Raw genomic sequence first — 21,050 nt, 5'->3', positions numbered from 1 at the left:
GGAGTATATGTGCGCTTTTTGCTTTTTATCTTTTTCACTACGCTTCTTTTTGCCAAAGATACGATACTTGTCTCAATCTTACCGCAAAAATATTTTTTAGAGCAGATTGCAAAGGATAGTTTTGATATAGAAGTACTTATATCCCCAGGGGCAAGCCCTGCCACATATTCTCTCAAGCCCTCTCAAATAAAAAAAATCAAAAAAGTAAAATGCTATTTTACAATTGGTGTTCCTTTTGAAAAGGCATGGAGAGAACGCATAGAAGCTGCAAATCCCAAGCTTCGTTTCATAGACTCTGGCAAATATATCCGCCACTATCCCCTAGCACATCATCACCACCATGAACATGATGAACACCATGAGCATGAAAAGAGTCTCGATCCCCATATATGGTTAGCACCAAATCTCGTACCCCTTATTGCTAGAGCAATGCTTGATGAACTTCTAAAACTTGAGCCTAATAAAAAGGAATTCTTTCTCACAAACTATCAAAAATTTGCCCAAAAAACTATAGAGATTGATTCCAAAATCTATTCTTTGCTTTTGCAAAAAAAATCAAAAGCTTTTTTAGTCTATCACCCCTCTTTTGGCTACTTTGCTAGAAGTTATGGTTTAAAACAACTTGCAATCGAAAAAGAGGGAAAAGAGCCAAAAATGCAAGATCTCATACAATTAGCCAAAAAGGCAAAAGCACTTGGCATTAAGACAATCTTTATCGAGCCACAATTTCCAAAAAAAAGCGCCCAATTTCTAGCACAAAAGATTGGCGCTCAGGTAAAAGTCATCGATCCCCTTGCATATGATTGGGAGAGCAATATACTAAAGGTAGCGCGTGCAATTGCCGGCGATTGAGGTAGATGGACTCTACTTTGCTTATGACAAAGAGTATGTCTTAGAAAATATTAACCTCACAATCCATGATAAAGATTATATTGCAATTATTGGGCCAAATGGTGGTGGGAAGACAACTTTTCTCAAGCTCCTCCTAGGGCTCTTGCAACCTCAAAAAGGCAAAATCTCCATTTATGGAAAGGAGCCATCTCAAGCAAAAAACCTCATTGGCTATCTACCACAACAGACAAACTTCAATCTCGATATGCCCTTGCAAGCAAAGGAAATCATCTTGCAAGGAAGACTGAGTGCAAAGAAGTTTCGTTTTGATAAAAATGACCTTACACTATTGGATGAAATTGCTCAAAAACTCAATATTGCCCATCTGCTTCATAAAAAGATAGGCACCCTCTCAGGCGGACAGAGACAGCGGGTGCTCCTTGCACGCGCTCTTATTACAAAACCAAAAATTTTAATCCTCGATGAACCAACTGCAGCAGTAGATATTGAAGCACAAAAAGAGATTTATGAAATTTTGCGAAATCTATCCATTACAAGACTTGTTGTAAGCCATGATGTCAATATTTTGCTCGAAGGTGTAGACCGGGTACTCTACATCAATCGCACACTCTATATCCATGATAATCTCAAGCTCAATATCCAAAAAAGAGAAGGCCACTTTTGTGAAATGGAGCTTTTTGAAGAGCTTAAAAAGGCGTGTGAACATGATTGAGACCCTTACTTTCTTTGCAAACTCTTTTCTTGCAGCTGCTCTTCTTGCAATCTCCATTGCAATAATAGGCTCCATTATGCTCATCAACCGCTACAACTACTTAGCCGCAAGTATCGCTCATGGTAGCTATGGTGGCGTCGGTATGGCTATTTATCTTGGTATTGGAGTAGTTCTGGGAGCGACACTCTTTGCAGTTGCTTTGGCGCTGCTGCTTGCCTATATAACCTACAAAGAAAACCGCCGCACAGATATTTTAATTGGAGTTTTATGGGCTGTAGGAATGAGTATAGGCATTATTTTTATTGATCTTACTCCTGGTTACAATGTAGATCTGCTTGCTTTTTTATTTGGTAATATTCTCCTCATTCCAAAAAGCGATCTCTTTTTTATGGCTGGGGTAGATCTAGTGTTACTACTATATTTGAGTATTTTTTATCACCATATCCTTGCAGTTGCATACGATAAAGAGTTTGCACTTACACGCGGACTCAATGTCAAACTCATACACACTCTCACTCTCATACTCATTGCCCTCACAGTTGTGATGAGTATACGATCCATTGGGCTTATTCTAGTAATAGCACTGTTTAGTATTCCACCCTATATTGCAGAAAAGTATACAAAAAACTTTATATCTATGATGATTGTAGCTGGTATAATTAGCTTTATCATCATGTGCATAGGTCTCTTTGTAGCCTCATCCCTCAATATTTCAGCAACTGCCTCGATTATAATTATTGCTGGAGTTCTTTTTATACTAACATTCATAAGGATAAAACAGTGAAAGTGGCCTTGATACAACAACGTTTTCATAAAACGAAAGAGGGTACTATCAAAAAAAGTTTAGAACTCATTGATACAGCTAGTGATGCAGAGCTTGTCGTGCTCCAAGAGCTTCATCAAGGACCATATTTTTGTCAAAGTGAAGATACACAAAACTTTGCTTTAGCAGAAGAGTTTGCTGCCGATGTAGAGTTTTGGCGATGGGTCAGTGAAGAAAAAAGTATTGTACTGGTCACAAGTCTTTTTGAAAAGAGAGCTCCAGGACTTTACCATAATACTGCAGTGGTTTTTGATAAAGGAAAAATAGCGGGGATATATCGCAAAATGCATATTCCAGATGATCCCGGATTTTATGAGAAATTTTATTTTACTCCTGGAGATCTTGGATTTGAGCCAATTGACACTTCAGTTGGAAGATTGGGGGTACTGGTTTGTTGGGATCAATGGTATCCTGAGGCTGCAAGGATAATGGCACTCAAAGGTGCAGAGATCCTTATCTACCCAACAGCTATTGGATGGTTCGATGAAGATAGTGAAGATGAAAAAAATCGCCAACTAGATGCTTGGATAACTATTCAGCGCTCTCATGCTATTGCAAATGGATTGCCACTTATTAGTGTCAACCGTGTAGGATTTGAAGAGGATCTGAGTGGATGTCTCAAAGGCATTCGATTTTGGGGCAATAGCTTTGTGTGTGGTCCACAAGGAGAGTTTATCATACGAGGAGATAACAAAAGTGAACAAGCGTTAATATGCGAAATTGATATTAACCGTACAAAAGAGGTACGTGATATCTGGCCATTTTTACGCGATCGTAGGATTGAAGCCTATGAGTGTCTATTACAAAGATTTTGCCAAAGGAGTAGTATTGAAAATAAGTCCAATAAGAGAAAATGAAAAAGTAACATATAAAAATCCACCTTATGAGTTTTTTGAAGCAGTTGGTGGAGTAGATGGGATGAAAGATTTTATGTATAGCTTCTATGATAAGATTTATGAGAGTGAAATTGCCCACTTTTTCCCACAAGATGAGGAGGAGTTTGCAAAAGTCAAAGAGAAAAATACACTCTTTTTCATAGCTATTTGTGGAGGGCCAAAGCTTTATGAAGGTGCAAGTGACAAAGACCTCAATGAATACATGATCGAATTTCACAAAAATTTTTCAATTGATGAAAAAGCCAGAATCGAATGGCTAGGAACTATGATGGAGACACTTGAAGAGCTTGATATTCCAAAAGAACTCAAGCAAGCATTTTGGGATTATGTAGATAACTTTTCCAAGCTTATGGTAAATCGCTCCAGTGAGCTCTATAAATATGTCTAGGCCTATTGAGAGTTTCGTTCAAACCACCAACAAAGAGCAAAAAGAAGACCTGGCGTCTTTGGCTTGCTCTCATCATACATAAATTCTCGCGCTTTTGCTACGGGAAGATAGACTACCTCTATCACCTCATCATCTATACCACCACCATCTGCTATCTGTGTAGTCACTTCTGCGTAGTAGAGAGTCTGCTTCGATCCAGCAAAGCCTACTGAAGTAAAAAATGAAGTAATTTTTTCAATTTTTTCTACCTGGTAGCCAGTCTCTTCTTCTACCTCTTCAATAGCTATCTGCTCCAAGCTTTTCTCTTTATCTACTATACCAGCACACAATTCATAACTAAACTCAAAGCCGTGCTGCATATAAAGAGCCGGCCGAAACTGCTTGACAAGCACAAATACATCTTTTTGTGGATGATAGAGCAATACAGCTACACTATCATGTGCTTTTACTGCTTCCCACCGCTTTGTCTTTGTATTTTGCTCATAAATAATTTCTACTGGCTCTATATATTTTGGATCTTTTAAAACTCTAATCTCTTTTATCATCTTAGTGTACCAACATAACTTTTGCAAGTCCCAAAAATGCAAAAAATCCCACAACATCTGTGACAGTTGTCAGTAATACACTACTCCCCACTGCAGGATCTTGCCCAACTTTTTTGAGAAACAGCGGAATAACTGCACCAAAAAATCCAGCTGCCAAAAGATTGATAATCATTGCAAGAGCAATGACAACACCTAAAAGATGATTACCAAACCATATCCATGCAATCGCTCCCATAATAACAGCAAAAATGAGTCCATTTAACAATGAAACTAACGTCTCCTTCATAAGCGCCTTTTTTGCGTTTTGCCAGTCAATCTCCCCAAGGGCAAGTTTACGTACAACTACTGTGAGTGTTTGCGTTCCAGCATTCCCTCCCATAGAAGCTACTATTGGCATCAATACTGCAAGAGCTACATATTTTTGGATCGTCTCATCAAAAAGCCCGATCACAAAAGAGGCAAGTATCGCAGTACCTAGGTTTATTAGAAGCCACCAAGCTCTCTTTTTTGTTACCTCTTTAATATCCTCTTCCTCTTCTGCTTCCTCTTCAAGACCTGCAAGGTTGTAGATCTGCTCTGTTGCTTGCTCTTCGATCAAATCTATAACATCATCCGATGTGATACGCCCTAGCAATCTTCCTTCATCATCAACTACTGCCACAACAGCCAAGTCATAATCTTCAAACTTCTTAATAAATTCAGCCACGGGTTCATTTACATGCACAGTAATAGGTTCATACTTTTTTTCATGAATAATGTCTGCAAATTTGGCATTAAAATCGTAAAGAATAAGATCTTCTAAAGGAATAATTGCTTTGAGTTTCTCATCTTTGTCAACTACATATACTTGGTGAATATTTGACACTTCACCCTCAGCCTTAAGCTTTCTGAGTCTCTCAATTGCATCTTTTACCTTTTCATCTACATAAGCTTTAAATACCTCCGTTTGCATATATGCACCGGCGGTAGATTCATCATAAGAGCTGAGAGTCTCAATCTCTTCTTTATACTCTTTATCGATATTTTGTAAGACTTTTTGCTCTAAATCACTATCTATATCTTCAATATCTTTAACTAAATCCACCGCATCATCACTATCAAGCTCTTCTACCGCTTTTGCGAGCTTTTTGACTGAAAGCTGCTCGATAGCTTCATCTTTAATCGATTCTGGAAGCTCTAAGAGTACTTCACCAAGCACCTCTTCTGGAAGTTTGCGTAAAATCGCAAAAAACTCCTCTTTATTCTCACTATAGAGATATTTGAGAAATGCTGCTATTTCAGAAGGGTGGAGAGTAATTTCACCGCTTTTGAGCTCTGTTTCTAAAATATGTCGAATTTTTAGTACCTCATCCTTTTGCATTATCCCCTCCTTCTATACTTTTAAGCACTTCTAAAATTTTTGGTTTCTCTCTTTTTTGTACAAGCTCATTGAGCTCCTCTTTATATCTATTGACAATCTTTTTAAATTTCCTCAGCTCTTCGCCACTTAGCCTACTTTTGGTGATACGTACCACTTTGAGAGGATTTATAGCTCTACCATTTTTATAGAGCCCAAAGTGCAGATGTGGTCCAGTACTCAGCCCCGTACTTCCCACATATCCAATAATCTGTCCTTGCTTTACATATTTTCCAGCACGAATATTCCTGCGAAATTTTGATAGATGAGCATAGAGTGTTTTATACCCATCTCTATGGGCAATAATGATTACATTGCCATATCCACCCTTACGCCCAGCAAATACTACTCTTCCACTGCCAGCAGCCATCACAGGAGTTCCCCGCCTTGCTCCAAAATCCACACCAAGATGCGCTCTATAGCGATGTAGTATTGGATGCCATCTACGAAGCGTAAAACGTGAAGTTATACGTGCATGGCGCACAGGACGCTTGAGTAAAAAGCTCTCAAGCTCTTTACCATTTTGGTCATAATATCTTCCATTGTAATTAAAAACATAGTTTTTCTTTCCTCTTGTCTCTACTAAAGCAGCCTTAATCACAGGCATCCCAAAGAGCTCCCCTAATCGCACTTTTTGCTCATAGATAATAGCCAGAGCATCATTTTTGCGAATCGAGTGAGTAAAATCGAGACTATTTTTAAAAGCTGCAACAAATTCGTGCGCTAAACGCAGATTTTTTGTTGCTTTAAGGATCTCGCTATAGGGATTGCTCTGAATTGCAAGACTGAATCTATCACGAAAATTTTGATAGAAAATTGGCAAAAACTCCAACTTATAGCCGGTATCATCTTTGTAGATATGGATCTGCAACTCTTCATTTATTGGAATGAGAAGATGTTTAATGGCACTGCTATTGGTATCATTTACTACAAAATATTTTACGCCAGCATGGATCTCATCTGCTAGCTCTTTATCTTCTCTATCAAGATTGTAGTACAAGCTCGCATCGATCCCATGCTTGGCAAAAAAACTCAAAAGAGTCTCGCCCTTTTGCCAAATTGCCTCTTGTACAGTATCTGCTTGCAGTATCAATGCTATGAGCAATGCCAGCAAAATCCTCATCGCAAAAAAATCCCTTATGATGGTGTAAAAAGGGTTTAATTTTATCTAAAAAAGGCTTAATATAGAGATACTTTAGTTGCAATTGCTAGCTAGATTTTATAAAAGTTTGGTATTATTATACAAATTCATAAAAGGAGATCTCTTTTGATACGTATACTTTTTTTTGCTTTTACAGCTCTTGTTTTATATGCACAAACCACTACACTTGTCAAAGTAGAGAAAAATCGAGGTATCATTGAGCCTGTGGCACTTCCAACGGGCACGAGTGGGATTGTTGTTCACCACTATGATAAAAGTCATGCAAGTATAGTTGCACGCGCTATTCTTGAAAAGAGTAATCAGATCCGTTTTGAAGTCTTTGATGCACTAGCACAAGAGGCTCTTCCTAAACCAAAAACACTGCCAGCTTCTAGTGATGAAGTGATACTAGGATACCTCTACGATAGAGCTACTATTATCGCACCTAATCTTACTACCTACCAGCAAATAGCAAAAGAGGTGCAGGAGGAGATTCTCCATCCAGATCTCTTTGCAACAGAACTCTCAAAAGCCAAACATCCAGCACCAAGTTATGAAGATTTTAAAAATTTTTGCAATAAATATGCCCTCGCAAAAATTTATTTGGCTCTTAAAGATGAAGTAGCAATAGTTGATTGCTATAGCTTTGAAAAAATAGATGCATTACCTCTATATAGCCGTAGTAAAAAAGTCAAACTCCCTTTTTACTCAAGAATTAAGGAGATAGAGACATCAATATTCGATTTTTTTGGAACAAAAGAGATTGACAACTACTACAGCTACTATAAAAAACTGTTGGAGAAGAGATGAAAAAACATATCAAGGCACTGCAAAATCTTATAGGTCAAGAAAATGTGAAAGCAGATAAACCCCATAGACTTGCCTACTCCTATGATGCTACGCGAGAGCATTTTGAGCCTGATGTTGTAGTTTTCCCAAAAGATGAGGAAGATGTAAGTAAAATTTTGCGCTACTGTAATGAGCATAAGATTCCAGTAGTGCCAAGAGGCGCTGGCAGCGGTTTTACAGGCGGGGCTCTTCCTGTAGGTGGTGGTATTGTGCTAGCAGTTGAAAAGTATATGAATAAAATTTTAGAGATTGATACCAAAAATATGGTAGCAGTAGTGCAACCTGGCGTCATCAATAAAGATCTCCAGCGGGAAGTAGAAAAGCATGGACTCTTCTACCCACCAGATCCTGCAAGCCAAGACTACTCAACTCTTGGAGGCAACGTAGCTGAAAACGCTGGAGGTATGCGCGCAGCAAAATACGGTATCACCAAAGATTATGTTATGGCACTGCGTGCCGTTTTGCCAAATGGGGATATTATAAGAGCTGGTAAAAGAACTATCAAAGATGTAGCAGGCTACAACATTCCTGGTATTCTCATTGCTAGTGAAGGGACATTGGCAGTTATTACCGAAATTACCCTCAAACTCCTTTCCAAACCAAAACTTACTAAAACTGTCATGGGCGTTTTTCCTACAGTTACTGCAGCGATGAATGCCGTCTATAAATCTTTAGCAGGTGGCGCAAACCCTGTTGCTATGGAATTTTTGGATAATCTCACAATCCGTGCAGTTGAAGAGAAGTTTCACAAAGGCTTGCCAGTAGAAGCTGGAGCAATCCTTATCAGTGATATCGACGGAAACGTGGAAGAGGAGATCGACTACCAAATAGGACTGCTTGAAAAATTTTTCAAAGAGAATGGCGCAACTGAATTTCGCATAGCAAAAGATGAGAAAGAGGCAGCTGATATCTGGTTTGCAAGGCGCAATGCGAGCCAAAGTATCACTATCTATGGAAGTAAAAAAATAAACGAAGATGTAACGGTACCAAGAAGCGAGCTTCCCCGCTATCTTGAAGAGGTTGAAAAAATTAGTAAAAAGTATAATGTAAAAATTCCATGTTTTGGTCACACTGGTGATGGTAACGTGCATACTAATGTCATGGTTGATGGAAGCGATCCTAAGCAAGTGGAGATTGGCTATAAAGCGATTGAAGAGATATTTCAAATGACTATTGATATTGGAGGTACTTTAAGCGGAGAGCACGGTATAGGACTGAGCAAAGCTCCTTTTATGAAGATGGCCTTTAGCGAAGCTGAGCTGGGTCTCTTTCGCCGCATCAAAGAGGCATTTGATCCCAACAATATTCTCAATCCTGGTAAGATGGGACTATAGCCAATATGAGAGTGCTTCTAGCACTCTCTCAATTAAAGCATTCTGCCCGCAGTAAAAAGGGAACTTCATGATTCAAAAAAGCAAAAAATTTTTTCAATCACTTTACGATCCTGATATCACAATGTACGCCTCCTCTTTGAGTTTCCATACCATTTTTTCCATTATTCCACTCCTGCTTGTTTCATTTTCTATCTTTATACGTTTGCCTAGTTTTGAAAAACACTACGGAAAAATCAAAGAGTTTATTTTCTCTAGCCTCATCCCAACACAGCAAGAAGCAATTACCCAACATATCGATACTTTTTTGCAAAACAGCTCAAAGCTAGGCTTTATAGGATTTGTCTTTATTCTCTTTGCCTCAATTATGTTTTTTCAAAACTACGAATATATTGTAAATAAAATATTCAAATCCAAACCACGCGGTTTTTGGAGCTCTTTGACAATTTACTGGACACTCATGACATTAGCCCCTATTGGATTAGCCCTTTCATTTTTTCTCTCTAGCAAACTCCAAGCGCTGCTTAATAGTACCAGCTATACTAGTTGGATCGATTTTTTAACAATCTTTCCCTATCTTATTATCTGGATAATCTTCTTTCTTACATATAAAATCTCATCTACTGCTCTTATTAGTTTTAAGGCAGCTTTTGTATCTTCATTTATAGCTTCACTTATCTGGGATATCAGTAAAAATCTCTTTGTCTACTATGTCATACACAATAAAACATACGCGACAATTTATGGATCTTTTAGTGCAATCCTCTTTTTCTTTTTGTGGATCTATATCTCTTGGATTATTTTTCTCTATGGACTCAAACTATGCTATCTGATAAACAAGAATCAGCCCCACACTCAAAGCAGCTCCCCAGATAAATGCACGCCTATAAATTGATAGTAGTGTCAAAAGAAGAAAGAGTGCAGTTTGCCATAATGGTACATCAACTCTAAAAGATGTAACATCACTCTCTAAAAAATATAGCATCCAATCCAAACTTCCGCCAATACCGATTATATGCAACAATAGAGCCAAAGGATAGAAAACTGCAAAAGCCATACTAAGAAGTGGCGAGAGGAGCTGCAAAGGAGAAAACTGCCCAAAAATAGCTAAACTTAGAGGCAACATAAACCAAAATACCCAAAAATTGAGTGCTATAAAAAGTAGTAAAGGTGAACGAATTTTCACATGATACAAAAAGAGATATATCATATAAACTCCACTCACAGAGAGCCAAAAACCGTAGCTAAAAAGAAACCTTGGAAAAAGTGCTAGGACAATGAGCACAATCCAAAACAGCGTCTCAAAACTAAGAAGTTTTATATGCCTATCAAAAAGAATAAATCCCACGATCGCCATAATTAATGCTCGAGTTACTGATGGAAGATTGCCTAGAAGCAAAAAGTAGCCACCAGCAACAAAGAGCGCTAAGAGTGTAGCAAAAGTGTAGATATTGCGATGAGGCAAAAATCGTTGCCATATACTGCGAAATAAAAAGAGAAAAATTGTCACTATAATGGCAACAAGAAAACCAATATGAAAACCGCTAATTGCTACAAGATGACTTATACCAAAAGAGGAGAGTTTTTGCCTAGTATTGTAATCAAGAGCTGTAGCTAAAAAGAGTGCTCCAAAAATCTCTTTTGCTATTTTTGAGCTATGCTGCTGAACTATAAAATCTTTTAGCTTTAAAAAGGTATCTTTTGGCAAAACAGCCATAATATATGCTGGAATATAAAAATTGTGAAGAAACTGTATAAATGAGACACGCTTTTTAGAGGGAAAAAGTAGAACTTTCACTTTTCTATCGCGCAAATCGCACAACTTTTCATAACTTGTCGTATAAAATGTAAATCCATCCAAACTTTGCAGTTTGAGCACCTGCTTTTTGCCTTTTGTATACTGGTTTTTCACAGTAGCAGGTGTAAAATAGCGTTTTTTGGAAAAAATCTCATTGTACTGGCGATACTCCCAAAAAAGATTGAAGCAAAAAAGTAAAAATATAAGGAAAAAGGCAATGAGACGCTGAGAGATATTGGAAAAGAGAGGGGCAGATGCAAGCATCAAACGATATTGTCTGGAATTTCTATAGTACTTTCTCTTGTGTCATACTCTCTAATTGTCTCAGCAGCCTCCTCGGCAAATTTGACGTAATCTTTATGGAACCATAGTTTCACTACCCCTGTAGGGCCATTTCGCTGCTTCCCTATAATGATTTCAGCCTCTTCTACCCTTTTTTCTTCTATTTTAATATCTAATAGCTCACCTCTTGCTTGCGCCTCTTTCATCTTCTGCTTTGCCTCTTTGATTTTATACACATCATCACGATACACAAACAAAATCACATCTGCATCTTGCTCAATAGCACCAGACTCTCTTAAATCACTCAACATTGGCCGTTTATCAACGCGGCTCTCAAGAGAACGATTCAGCTGTGAAAGGGCAATAATTGGAATTTGTAATTCTCTTGCAAGGAGTTTGAGACTTCTACTAATTTCACTAATTTCTAGATGCCTATCTTTAGTTCCACTTCCGCTCATGAGCTGCATATAGTCAATAATTGCTAGCTCAATCTCAGGATGTTGGGATTTGAGTTTTCGCAGCTTTGCTCTTAATTGATGTACATTGAGATTACCTTCATCATCTATAAAAAGCTTCTTTTTCTCATAGTAATCACTCAATCTACTAATCTCATTCCACTCAATATCGTTGAGATTTGCAACACGCAGTCTTTGCAGTGGGATTGAAGCTTTAGCACTGAGCATCCTCAGCATCAACTGCTCTGCTGGCATCTCAAGCGAAAATATTACCACTCCTTTATTTTGATCCAGCACAGCTTGGGCTAAATTGAGAGCAAACGCAGTTTTTCCCATCGAAGGACGGGCTGCTATGATGATAAGATCCCCTGGATTAAATCCCGCTGTCTTTATGTTAAGATCATGAAAACCTGTATCAAGACCAATGAGAATGGAGTTACCCTTCTCTTTCATTCTTAAAAGATGTTGGAGAGTATCATACATTACCTCATCGGAGCTTTTGAAATCTTGTGAGCTTGTTTCTGTAGTAATTTTATAAAGTTTTGACTGTATTTCATCAATCACATCAGCTACAGGAAGATCTTGCTCAACTGTAACTTTTTTTATGTCAGTAGTGAGATGTACAAGTTCTCGCTTTAAAGCTTTCTCTTTGATCTCTTTTACATAAGAGGCGGTGTTTGAGAGGGGATTTGCAGCTAAAATATCTAAAAATGCAGCTTCATCAAAACTCTTTTGTAGCTCCAACTTCTCTTTGAGAAACTCTTCATCAAGGGGTTGATCCTCATTTGCTAGAGCTAACATCGCTTCAAAGAGCTTTTGATGAAAAGGGTGATAAAAATCTTTCGGCTGTAATACTGATGCTACCTCTTCAAAGATTCTTGGATCAAAGAGAATAGAGCTCAAAACCGCTCGCTCTATATTGAGATTATATAGATGTGCTTCCAATGCTACCTCTTTTTTATTTCATTATACTTCAAAAAAGTTAAATTCTCATTACTCTTTTGCTGCTTTTTCTACTTCCTGAATAAACCTCTCTACCAGTTTTTCTTCAGGAAGTTTTGCCACAACCTCTCCCTTTACCATAATAAGACCGCTGCCTTTTCCATAGGCTATTGCAACGTCTGCATGCTTAGCCTCTCCAATAGCATTGACCACACACCCCATTACTGATACATTAAGTGGCTTTTTGATATGTTTAATGCGTTTCTCTACTTCTGCAACTGCTTTAACAAGATCTGCTTCTATGCGACCGCATGTAGGACAGCTAATGATATTGATACCCTCTTTTGATCTCCCTGCATCTTTTATGATAGCTCGACCAACCTCTATCTCTTTTTCTAGCTCTCCTGTAATCGATACGCGTATAGTATCACCTATACCATCAAGAAGTAAGGCTCCTATCCCAATAGCTGATTTAATAGTCGCATGAAAGACTGTTCCAGCCTCTGTAACACCAAGATGAAAAGGGTATGGCACAAGTGGGCGCAATTTTCTATATGCTTCGACTGTGCGCTCTACATCACTCGCTTTCATGCTTACTTTAATATCTGTAAAATCGAGATCTTCTAGAAGTTTGATATGATAGAGAGCACTTTGCACCATAGCCTCACTTGTAGCACCATACTTTGCTTCTATCTCTTTTTCAAGGCTTCCTGCATTAACTCCTATGCGTATAGGAATATTTCTCTCTTTACAGGCTTTTACAACCTCTTTAATGCGCTCTTTACTTCCAATATTGCCGGGGTTAATACGAATGCAGTCTACTACTTCTGCTGCAATGAGAGCAAGGCGATAGTTAAAATGGATATCTGCTACAAGAGGCAAGGAGATTCGTCGCTTAATCTCTTTGAGGGCTTTTGCATCCTCTTCTTCTGGAACCGCTACACGAACAATATCAGCCCCTGCAAAGTGCAGTCTTTTTATCTGCTCTACTGTTGCTTCTACATCAGCTGTACGACTAAAGGTCATTGATTGTACAGAAATTGGAGCATCTCCTCCAACTGCTACATCACCAACGTAGATCTTTTTTGTAGGATAGCGCTGCATCTTTTCCTCGTTCTTTTTTGGCAATTATACAGAGCTTGAGGATTTTGTGCAAGTTTTTAGGAGGTATTAGTGGCGCGCCCGCCAGGATTCGAACCTGGGGCCTTCAGAACCGCAATCTGATGCTCTATCCAGCTGAGCTACGGGCGCAAATTTTGTGGAATTATATCATATAATAAAAAAAATGCAAATGGAGAAGAGTATGTTTTATGACAGAAAAGATGCCGGTAGAAAGCTAGCCCTTACACTCGAAAAATATAAAAACAGAGACGATGTGATTGTCTTGGCAATTCCAAGAGGTGGCGTAGAAGTGGGAGCTGAAGTTGCAAAGTATCTCCATAGTGATTTTGATCTTATAATGTGCAGAAAGCTGCAATATCCTTATACCACTGAGAGTGGCTATGGAGCTCTTTGTGAAGATGGGACAGTCTATATTAACGAATATGCTCTTGATGGCGTTACGCAAAAGGATATAGAAAGAGAAATTGCACGTCAAGCAAGAGAGATTCAGCACCGCATCACAGTTTTGCGCGGTGGAAGAAAACTCAAAAATATAAAAGATAAAATTGTAATTTTGGTTGACGATGGTATCGCTATGGGATCGACTATGATTGCTGCTATTTCTATGCTTAAAAAGCTCTCACCGAAAAAAATAGTCGTAGCTGTACCTACAGCCTCTCCCCAAATTGTATCGTATTTGCAAGAGATTGCAGATGAAGTAATTGCTCTCTACACTCCATCACCATTTTATGCTGTTGCAGATGCATATCGCAACTGGTACGATGTGAGTGATGAAGAGGTGCTTGCAATTTTAGAAGATTTAGAAAATTTCATCCACAATAATAAAAAGTAAAAAGATGATACCTAAATAGCCATTGACGGTAAAAAAAGCTCTATCTATTTTTGTAAAATCTTTATCTACAATTTTATGTTCATAAGTGAGCATACCAGCTGCTACTACTACTGCACTGTATGCAAAAAAGCCAAGGTGAGCTTCTATAACAAAAAATAGCCAAAAGAGAATTGTAAGGGCATGAAAAATTTTTGCAATAAAGAGTGTACATGCAGCTCCATAGCGTGATGGGATAGAATAGAGTCCCTTTTGCTTGTCAAACTCCATATCTTGCAAAGAGTAGAGAAGATCAAATCCAGCAACCCAAAAGATAACACCAAGTGATAAAAATATACTCCAAAGCGTAATTGCCCCTTTTACAGCTATAACACCAGCAATTGGAGCAAGACCAAGAGCTACACCTAAAACTAAGTGTGCCAACTCGCTAAAACGCTTAAAGTAGCTGTATCCACCTAAAATGAGTAAAAAGAGTGGAGAGAGTACGAAGGCAAGTGTATTGATAAAAAAAGCAGTAATGATAAATCCTATTGCATTAGCCACAATAAAAAGAATTTGTACCTTCTCTGGTATTCTTCCATCAACACTTGGCCTATTTGCAGTGCGTGGATTGAGTCTGTCAATGTCACGATCGAGGTAGCGATTCACACCCATTGCAAAATTTCTTGCAAAAACTGCTGCTAAGAGGCCTAAGAAAAAGAGTCTCCAACCAAACCAGCCATCAGCTGCCACAATCATTGCAATAAAAATAAATGGAAGGCTAAATATTGTGTGCTTAAACATAACAAATTCATTAAAATCGGAAAGAATCTTACGCAATTTGTTCATTTACTACCTCTTGTAAAAGTTTTGCAATTATACAAAAACTAGTATAATTTCTTTATGAAAGAGATAGCAATTATTGGACCTACCGCTAGTGGTAAAAGCTCACTTGCAATAGAGCTAGCAAGCAAATTTAATGCAAATATACTTTCAGTAGATAGTCTCTCTATTTATCAGGAAATAGATATTGTTTCTGCAAAACCTTCAAAAGAGGAACTAAGGAAGATCAAGCATTTCGGGATTGATGTATGCAGCGTAGATAAGCATTTTAATGTAGAGCAATTTTTAAGAATTTACATGGAAGCTAAACAAACATGTGAAAAAGAGAGCAAAAATCTCATTATAGTTGGAGGAAGTAGTTTTTATCTCAAAACACTCATCACTGGGCTTTCGCCATTGCCAGAATGCGATAAAGCAACTACAGAAAAATGTGAAAAAATGCTTACTGATATAGCAGATGCATACCAGTTTTTGCAAAATATTGATCCTGCTTATGCAAAGAAAATAACACAAAGAGATAGGTATCGAATCCTCAAGGGACTACAAATTTACTTTGCAACAGGGATGAAACCAACTGAATATTTTTTACAACATCCCCCGCAAAAAATTGCAGATGTAAAAATATATGAAATAATAATACAAAGAGATATTTTACGCAAACGCATAGCTACACGAACAGAAGCTATGCTTCGATTGGGACTCATTGATGAAATTTGTTATCTTGAAAAAAAATACACAAGAGCACCAAATCCTATGAAAGCAATAGGGATCAAAGAGACACTTGCATACCTCGATGGAAAAATTAAATCAATTGAAGAATTGGTACATAGTATTAATGTTCATACAAGTCAGCTAGCAAAGAGGCAACAAACATTCAATAAAACACAATTTGCGGATAAATTATCTCTTCCTCTGGATAATCTAAAAAAGAAGTTAGAAGAAGAGTTAGCTTAAAAGCCGCTAACTCTTACAATTTGTGTAATATAGCCAAGAATAGGCGAGATAAAAAATGAAGAGAGTATAGTAAATGTCGCAGAGATACCTACAATAGTTTTGAGTGAAAGAGAAGTATTTTTAAAGTAAATAACTTGCTTTCCGTCAATAGGATCTCTCATAAACATATAAACAATAAGTTTTAAATAGTAGTATGCACTGATAGCACTATTGATAGCCATAATAATTGCTAAAATTATGTATCCTGCATTTACTGCTGCACCCATGATATAGAGTTTACCCCAAAAGAGGCTAAAAGGTGGAACACCCGCAAGACTTAACATAAAAATTGCCATTATTGTAGCTGCAACTGGCATTATCTGTACAAGACCAGAAAATTTTTCATACGGATGATCAAATCTCGTATCCCATATATTTTTCTTGTGGCGAGAAATCCAAAGCATTGTAAATGCACCGAGGTTTGTAAACAAAAAGAGAATCCAATACAAAAAGAGACCACTGTTTGCTTGCGTTGTACCTATCATGATTGCAGCCATTACAAAACCAGCATGACTAATTGAGCTATAAGCAAGCATACGTTTTACATCTTTTTGTACAAGTGCAACAATATTTGCAAAAGTCATAGTAACAACAACAGCAAGATAGAGAATATCTCTCACCCATGTTACATCGCTATGGATAAGAAACTCAAAAAGTCTCATTGCAACAACAAAACCGGCAATCTTTGGCACTACCGACATATACCCTGCAAGTGCTGCACTTGCTCCCTCATAGACATCTGGCGTCCATGTATGAAACGGTACCATAGAGAGCTTAAAACCTAATGCCGCAATCATAAATGATACTGCAGTCAAAACAACCCAAATAGGCTCATAACCTCTAGTACTCAGCACCTCAGCAATTTTATAGATCTCAACACTCCCAGTAAGTCCATAAAACAGGGCCGCTCCAAATGCATAAAACCCTGCAGCTAACGCACCCATAGTAAAATATTTAATTGCAGCTTCAAATGATTTTTCTCTGTTATGCAATGCAATGAGAGTATAGAGTGAAAGACTTGCAGTCTCTAAACCAACAAAGATTAAAATCAAGTTATCAGATGCAACCATAAATTGAAAACCTGAAACCATAAATAAAAAGAGAGCAAAGAATTCAGGCAAACTAAACTCATGAAAACGTTTTGATGTAAGAGCAAGTGGAATAAAAAGCATAGAGGCTACCACTATAATTATTTGTGATAGAATTGCTATTCCATCGACAAACATTACATCAAAAAAACCTCTTGTATTTATTTGCAGTCCTATTACTGCTCCCAGATCAAGTGCTAAAAAAAGCTCTGCTATCATGACATAGAGCGATTTATGGAGATTTTCTTTGATAAGATCTACTATGAGTATCGTCAATCCTCCAGCTATCGCAATAAGCATTGGAAAGAGCGATGGGAGATAGAGAGATTCCAAACTTACAGTAATGGGCTCCATTATTTTGCCTCCAATTCAACTTTATTGTGAGAAAGAATATCTTTTGCCTCTTTTGTTATGGCCTTCTTCTCCATGAGTTGTAGCATATTTTCTACACTTTTATTAATCGGCTTTAACACTGGATTTGGATTAACCCCAAGCCATACAATAACAACCACTAATGATACGAGCGATGTCAACTCCTTCCAGTTCAGATCTGGGAGATTTCTATTTTTTTCATTTGTAAGAGGGCCGAAAAAAGCCATTTTATAAAGTCTCAACATATATGCTGCACCTAATATAATCCCTGTACCTCCCAGCAAAGCATAAGCAGTAGAAATTTTATATACACCCATAAGACTTAAAAATTCACCAACGAATCCAATTGTAAGTGGCAAGCCAACAGATGCCATCAATACAATTCCAAAAATAGTTGCATATTTTGGCATAACAGAAGCAAGTCCTCCAAATTCAGTAAGAAGTTTTGTATGCCGTCTGTCATAGATGTTTCCTACGAGCATAAACAGAGCGCCACTTACTATTCCGTGACTGATCATGAGAAATATTGAACCTGCAATACCCTCAACATTCATAGCAAATGTACCAAGAACAATTACACCCATATGAGAAATCGAACTATATGCAATAACCTGTTTCATATCTTCTTGAGCATAGGCAACCATTGCTGTATAAATAACCATAACAATCGCTAAAAATGCAACCACTGGAATTAGCGCAACTGAGGCATCTGGAAAGAGTGGTAGTGAAAATCGTACAAATCCATAAGTACCCATTTTCAAAAGCACAGCTGCCAAAATTACTGAACCTATTGTTGGAGCTTGTCCATGGGCGTATGGAAGCCAAGTATGGAATGGAAACATTGGCACTTTGATAGCCATTCCAAGGAAAAATGCCAAGAAGAGCCAAATTTGATAATTGTATGGCAAAATGAGTCTATGCCACTCTGGAATAGAAAAACTAATAGTGCCAGTGGCCAGATAGTAGAGATATGCCATAAAAAGCATACCAACAAGCATGATTAATGAACCAAAGAAAGTATAGAGGAAAAATTTAATAGCTGCATACACACGCAGTTCACTTCCCCAATAACCTATGATATAAAGCATTGGTACGAGAGAGAGTTCCCAAAAAACATAAAATACAACTGCATCAAGTGCAACAAATACTCCCACCATAGTCATCTCAAGAAAGAGGAGGGAGATTATTAAATTTTTAAGGTTCTTTTCAATTGTAAGTGAGATAAGCCCTACCAACGTAATGAAAGTTGAAAGAACAATAAGAAATAGTGAGATTCCATCAACTCCTAATTGGTAGTTAATTCCATAATCTGGCACAAGCGGTATGCTCTCTGCAAATTGAAAGCCGCCATTAGAGTAATCAAAACTTAACCATAAAACAAGTGAAAGGAGAAACTCAATGGCTGCTACAGTAATCCCATACACTTTAATATTGTCTCTTTTCACTACAAATCCCAGCATTCCTGCAAGAGCCGGGAAAAATATCAGTAATGATAAAATATGATCCATAAACTCTCTCCTTACCTTACCGGGCTATAAATAATTACTAATACCAACAACACAAGCAGACCTATTACCATCCAACGAAGCATTTTGGATAGATTACCACTTTGAATAACACGGCCTGCAAAACCTGTTTTATATATCACTGCTGCAATAAAATCGACTGTTGCATCAACTATACGTAAATCGAGCTGCTTCCAAGCTATTTGACTGAGCTCTTTATAAGGTTGTGTAAAAACTTTTTCATAAATAATTGGAATATAGTATTGATTATAAAGAAGCTTGTATAGCGGATTTTCTTTCCATTTTTCACTAAATCCACCATGGCTATATTTATATATAGCAAAAGCAATACCACTTAATGCAATGAGAGTTGTCACACCAATGAGTGCAACTGTAACTATACCATGAACATGAAAGTGGTACTCAGGCAAAAGTTTAGTAACAAACTCTTCAAAAGACTCTTCAAAAAAGCCAGCAATTACTGCTAAAATCGCAAGGGGTGTCATAGCTGCTAACATATACCAGTGCGCTTCATGTGGATGAAAGCCATATTTTTTATAGCGCTCTTCTCCAAAAAACACAAGCATAATGAGGCGGAAACTATAAAATGCTGTCATACCAGCACCCAACCACAGCATAAACCATAAGATATAGTGGTGTGAATCAAAAGCAACCTCTAAAATTTTATCTTTTGAAAAGAATCCGGCAAAAGGATAGATACCTGCTAATGCCAATGAAGCTATTATCATTAATATAGCAGTCCATTTCATTACTTTATGGAGACCACCCATTTTAAAGATATTAAGCTCATCATCCATTGCGTGCATAACATTACCAGCACCCAAAAAGAGCAAAGCTTTGAAAAAAGCATGTGTCATAAGGTGAAAGAGTGCTATCCAGTACGCGCCCAGACCAGCTGCAACAAACATATAGCCAAGTTGTGAGAGTGTAGAGTATGCAATAATTCTTTTAAGATCTGTATTGACCAATGCCATTGATGCGGCAAATACTGCTACAAAAGCGCCGAGACTTGCGATAAAAAGACCAACATCTGGTATCTGAGAATATATCGGAAATGCACGGACAACAAGATAGACACCCGCTGTAACCATTGTAGCAGCATGGATAAGTGCAGAGACTGGTGTAGGACCTTCCATAGCATCAGCGAGCCATGTATGAAGTGGGAATTGGGCAGATTTTCCCATTGCACCTATAAAGAGGAAGATACCCATAAGAGTAATTACTGATACATTAAACAAATCAACATGAGCAAATACTACATCATATTGCAATGAGCCAACATTCCAATAAATGAGAAAAAGGCCAATAAGCATACCAAGATCTGCAATCCTATTCATAATAAACGCTTCATTCGCAGCCCACGATGGACTGATAGAAGGATTGACATCACGTGACTCATCTTTCTTGTGATACCAAAATCCGATAAGGAGCCATGAGCAAAGTCCAACACCTTCCCAGCCAATAAAGAGGCCTGCAAAGTTATCACTCATAACTAGTACCATCATAGAAAAAACGAAAGCACTGAGATAACTAAAAAAACGATTAAAACCTTTGTCGTGCTCCATATAGCCGATTGAATATACATGCACAAGAGCAGATACTGTTGTAACAGTCACCATCATAATGACCGATACGTGATCCGCTACAAAACCAAAAGGAATATTGAGAGAACCTACAGTTATCCAGTCAAAGAGTTTTACATGAATAACTTCATCTGTTTCACTCAAATGGCCAAGAAGAATGAGTGAACTGATGAGTGAGACAAAAAGCAGTCCAGATGTCACTATCCCTGTTATAAGTTTTTTTGGTTTTGCACCAAAAATTGCTGCAAACAAAGAGCCAACAAGCGGCGCAAAGAGTGCTGTTAAAACTAATTTCTCCATACCTG

Annotated in this window: 20 protein-coding genes and 1 tRNA gene; 10 read left to right on the top strand and 11 right to left on the bottom strand. The window is 37.8% G+C overall.

Annotated features, from left to right (window positions below; genetic code table 11):
• Window positions 1-9: 9 nt before the first annotated feature.
• From JG738_RS01815 to JG738_RS01795, 5 genes are read left to right on the top strand one after another with little or no spacing between them, the layout of a single operon-like run.
• Entirely contained in the window at window positions 10-852 is an 843-nt protein-coding gene (locus tag JG738_RS01815) for a metal ABC transporter solute-binding protein, Zn/Mn family (protein ID WP_201338039.1), read from the top strand.
• Window positions 833-1,564: a metal ABC transporter ATP-binding protein gene (locus JG738_RS01810; protein ID WP_236583179.1), complete on the top strand. Its 732-nt coding sequence runs from the start codon at window positions 833-835 to the stop codon at window positions 1,562-1,564. The genes JG738_RS01815 and JG738_RS01810 overlap by 20 nt, the downstream gene beginning before the upstream one ends.
• Window positions 1,470-2,348, top strand: a complete 879-nt coding sequence (locus JG738_RS01805; RefSeq protein ID WP_371815592.1) for a metal ABC transporter permease — start codon at window positions 1,470-1,472, stop codon at window positions 2,346-2,348. Before JG738_RS01810 ends, JG738_RS01805 begins: the two co-directional genes overlap by 95 nt.
• Window positions 2,345-3,244: a carbon-nitrogen hydrolase gene (locus tag JG738_RS01800; RefSeq protein WP_201338037.1), complete on the top strand. Its 900-nt coding sequence runs from the start codon at window positions 2,345-2,347 to the stop codon at window positions 3,242-3,244. The genes JG738_RS01805 and JG738_RS01800 overlap by 4 nt, the downstream gene beginning before the upstream one ends.
• Entirely contained in the window at window positions 3,216-3,671 is a 456-nt protein-coding gene (locus tag JG738_RS01795) for a globin (protein ID WP_236583177.1), read from the top strand. The genes JG738_RS01800 and JG738_RS01795 overlap by 29 nt, the downstream gene beginning before the upstream one ends.
• Window positions 3,672-3,673: 2 nt before the next feature.
• Here JG738_RS01795 and JG738_RS01790 read toward each other — a convergent pair whose 3' ends face one another.
• Genes JG738_RS01790 through JG738_RS01780 form a run of 3 tightly spaced genes read right to left on the bottom strand, consistent with a single transcriptional unit; the run spans window position 3,674 to window position 6,735 of the window.
• Complete coding sequence (locus tag JG738_RS01790) at window positions 3,674-4,216, bottom strand: NUDIX hydrolase (RefSeq protein WP_201338035.1); 543 nt, start codon at window positions 4,214-4,216, stop codon at window positions 3,674-3,676.
• A 1-nt stretch (window position 4,217) separates the two neighbouring features.
• Window positions 4,218-5,576: a magnesium transporter gene (gene mgtE / locus JG738_RS01785; RefSeq protein WP_201338034.1), complete on the bottom strand. Its 1,359-nt coding sequence runs from the start codon at window positions 5,574-5,576 to the stop codon at window positions 4,218-4,220.
• Complete coding sequence (locus tag JG738_RS01780; protein ID WP_201338033.1) at window positions 5,563-6,735, bottom strand: peptidoglycan DD-metalloendopeptidase family protein; 1,173 nt, start codon at window positions 6,733-6,735, stop codon at window positions 5,563-5,565. Before JG738_RS01780 ends, mgtE begins: the two co-directional genes overlap by 14 nt.
• A gap of 144 nt (window positions 6,736-6,879) precedes the next feature.
• Here JG738_RS01780 and JG738_RS01775 point away from each other — a divergent pair, with 144 nt between their 5' ends.
• From JG738_RS01775 to JG738_RS01765, 3 genes are all read left to right on the top strand, one after another.
• Window positions 6,880-7,563, top strand: a complete 684-nt coding sequence (locus JG738_RS01775; RefSeq protein WP_201338032.1) for a plasminogen-binding N-terminal domain-containing protein — start codon at window positions 6,880-6,882, stop codon at window positions 7,561-7,563.
• Window positions 7,560-8,936 (top strand): FAD-linked oxidase C-terminal domain-containing protein, encoded by a 1,377-nt coding sequence (locus tag JG738_RS01770; RefSeq protein WP_201338031.1) that lies wholly within the window; start codon window positions 7,560-7,562, stop codon window positions 8,934-8,936. The genes JG738_RS01775 and JG738_RS01770 overlap by 4 nt, the downstream gene beginning before the upstream one ends.
• Before the next feature lie 67 nt (window positions 8,937-9,003).
• Window positions 9,004-9,828, top strand: coding sequence for a YihY family inner membrane protein (locus JG738_RS01765; RefSeq protein WP_236583176.1), 825 nt, complete (start codon window positions 9,004-9,006; stop codon window positions 9,826-9,828).
• Here JG738_RS01765 and JG738_RS01760 read toward each other — a convergent pair.
• The 4 genes from JG738_RS01760 to JG738_RS01745 form a co-directional block, all read right to left on the bottom strand.
• Complete coding sequence (locus JG738_RS01760; RefSeq protein WP_201338030.1) at window positions 9,754-10,995, bottom strand: ComEC/Rec2 family competence protein; 1,242 nt, start codon at window positions 10,993-10,995, stop codon at window positions 9,754-9,756. The genes JG738_RS01765 and JG738_RS01760 overlap by 75 nt on opposite strands.
• Complete coding sequence (locus tag JG738_RS01755; RefSeq protein WP_201338029.1) at window positions 10,995-12,413, bottom strand: replicative DNA helicase; 1,419 nt, start codon at window positions 12,411-12,413, stop codon at window positions 10,995-10,997. Before JG738_RS01755 ends, JG738_RS01760 begins: the two co-directional genes overlap by 1 nt.
• A 48-nt stretch (window positions 12,414-12,461) precedes the next feature.
• Window positions 12,462-13,538: a flavodoxin-dependent (E)-4-hydroxy-3-methylbut-2-enyl-diphosphate synthase gene (gene ispG / locus JG738_RS01750; protein ID WP_255536055.1), complete on the bottom strand. Its 1,077-nt coding sequence runs from the start codon at window positions 13,536-13,538 to the stop codon at window positions 12,462-12,464.
• 46 nt (window positions 13,539-13,584) lie between these two features.
• Window positions 13,585-13,661: transfer RNA gene (locus JG738_RS01745), tRNA-Arg, on the bottom strand.
• Between the two features lie 52 nt (window positions 13,662-13,713).
• Here JG738_RS01745 and JG738_RS01740 point away from each other — a divergent pair.
• Complete coding sequence (locus JG738_RS01740) at window positions 13,714-14,364, top strand: phosphoribosyltransferase (protein WP_201338027.1); 651 nt, start codon at window positions 13,714-13,716, stop codon at window positions 14,362-14,364.
• On the opposite strand, the gene mqnP is transcribed toward JG738_RS01740, so the two are convergent.
• Window positions 14,332-15,189, bottom strand: coding sequence for a menaquinone biosynthesis prenyltransferase MqnP (gene mqnP / locus JG738_RS01735; protein ID WP_201338026.1), 858 nt, complete (start codon window positions 15,187-15,189; stop codon window positions 14,332-14,334). The two genes, JG738_RS01740 and mqnP, sit on opposite strands and share 33 nt — an antisense overlap.
• 54 nt (window positions 15,190-15,243) lie before the next feature.
• On the opposite strand from mqnP, the gene miaA reads away from it, so the two are divergent.
• The gene (miaA, locus tag JG738_RS01730; RefSeq protein ID WP_201338025.1) at window positions 15,244-16,137 is read left to right on the top strand and encodes a tRNA (adenosine(37)-N6)-dimethylallyltransferase MiaA; all 894 of its coding nucleotides are present in this window, start codon (window positions 15,244-15,246) and stop codon (window positions 16,135-16,137) included.
• Here miaA and nuoN read toward each other — a convergent pair.
• The 3 genes from nuoN to nuoL are packed head-to-tail and all read right to left on the bottom strand — an operon-like array spanning window position 16,134 to window position 21,045.
• A complete protein-coding gene (nuoN, locus tag JG738_RS01725) occupies window positions 16,134-17,621 on the bottom strand; it encodes an NADH-quinone oxidoreductase subunit NuoN (RefSeq protein WP_370583669.1) in 1,488 nt (495 codons plus the stop codon). The two genes, miaA and nuoN, sit on opposite strands and share 4 nt — an antisense overlap.
• On the bottom strand, window positions 17,618-19,144 hold the full coding sequence (locus JG738_RS01720) for an NADH-quinone oxidoreductase subunit M (protein WP_084275249.1): 1,527 nt from the start codon (window positions 19,142-19,144) through the stop codon (window positions 17,618-17,620). Before JG738_RS01720 ends, nuoN begins: the two co-directional genes overlap by 4 nt.
• Before the next feature lie 11 nt (window positions 19,145-19,155).
• Window positions 19,156-21,045: an NADH-quinone oxidoreductase subunit L gene (nuoL, locus tag JG738_RS01715; RefSeq protein ID WP_201338023.1), complete on the bottom strand. Its 1,890-nt coding sequence runs from the start codon at window positions 21,043-21,045 to the stop codon at window positions 19,156-19,158.
• Between the last annotated feature and the right edge of the window lie 5 nt (window positions 21,046-21,050).

It is taken from the genome of Nitratiruptor sp. YY08-26, from assembly GCF_016593215.1.
Lineage (GTDB): Bacteria > Campylobacterota > Campylobacteria > Campylobacterales > Nitratiruptoraceae > Nitratiruptor > Nitratiruptor tergarcus.
This window is presented reverse-complemented; position numbering and strand designations above follow the sequence as displayed.

Coding starts and splice junctions, on each gene's coding strand:
- JG738_RS01805 (WP_371815592.1), top strand. CDS start 1,470: ATGATAATCTCAAGCTCAATATCCAAAAAAGAGAAGGCCACTTTTGTG.
- JG738_RS01720 (WP_084275249.1), bottom strand. CDS start 19,144: ATGGATCATATTTTATCATTACTGATATTTTTCCCGGCTCTTGCAGGA.
- miaA (WP_201338025.1), top strand. CDS start 15,244: ATGAAAGAGATAGCAATTATTGGACCTACCGCTAGTGGTAAAAGCTCA.
- JG738_RS01760 (WP_201338030.1), bottom strand. CDS start 10,995: ATGCTTGCATCTGCCCCTCTCTTTTCCAATATCTCTCAGCGTCTCATT.
- JG738_RS01765 (WP_236583176.1), top strand. CDS start 9,004: ATGATTCAAAAAAGCAAAAAATTTTTTCAATCACTTTACGATCCTGAT.
- JG738_RS01790 (WP_201338035.1), bottom strand. CDS start 4,216: ATGATAAAAGAGATTAGAGTTTTAAAAGATCCAAAATATATAGAGCCA.
- nuoL (WP_201338023.1), bottom strand. CDS start 21,045: ATGGAGAAATTAGTTTTAACAGCACTCTTTGCGCCGCTTGTTGGCTCT.
- mgtE (WP_201338034.1), bottom strand. CDS start 5,576: ATGCAAAAGGATGAGGTACTAAAAATTCGACATATTTTAGAAACAGAG.
- JG738_RS01770 (WP_201338031.1), top strand. CDS start 7,560: ATGAAAAAACATATCAAGGCACTGCAAAATCTTATAGGTCAAGAAAAT.
- JG738_RS01740 (WP_201338027.1), top strand. CDS start 13,714: ATGTTTTATGACAGAAAAGATGCCGGTAGAAAGCTAGCCCTTACACTC.
- JG738_RS01780 (WP_201338033.1), bottom strand. CDS start 6,735: ATGAGGATTTTGCTGGCATTGCTCATAGCATTGATACTGCAAGCAGAT.
- mqnP (WP_201338026.1), bottom strand. CDS start 15,189: ATGAACAAATTGCGTAAGATTCTTTCCGATTTTAATGAATTTGTTATG.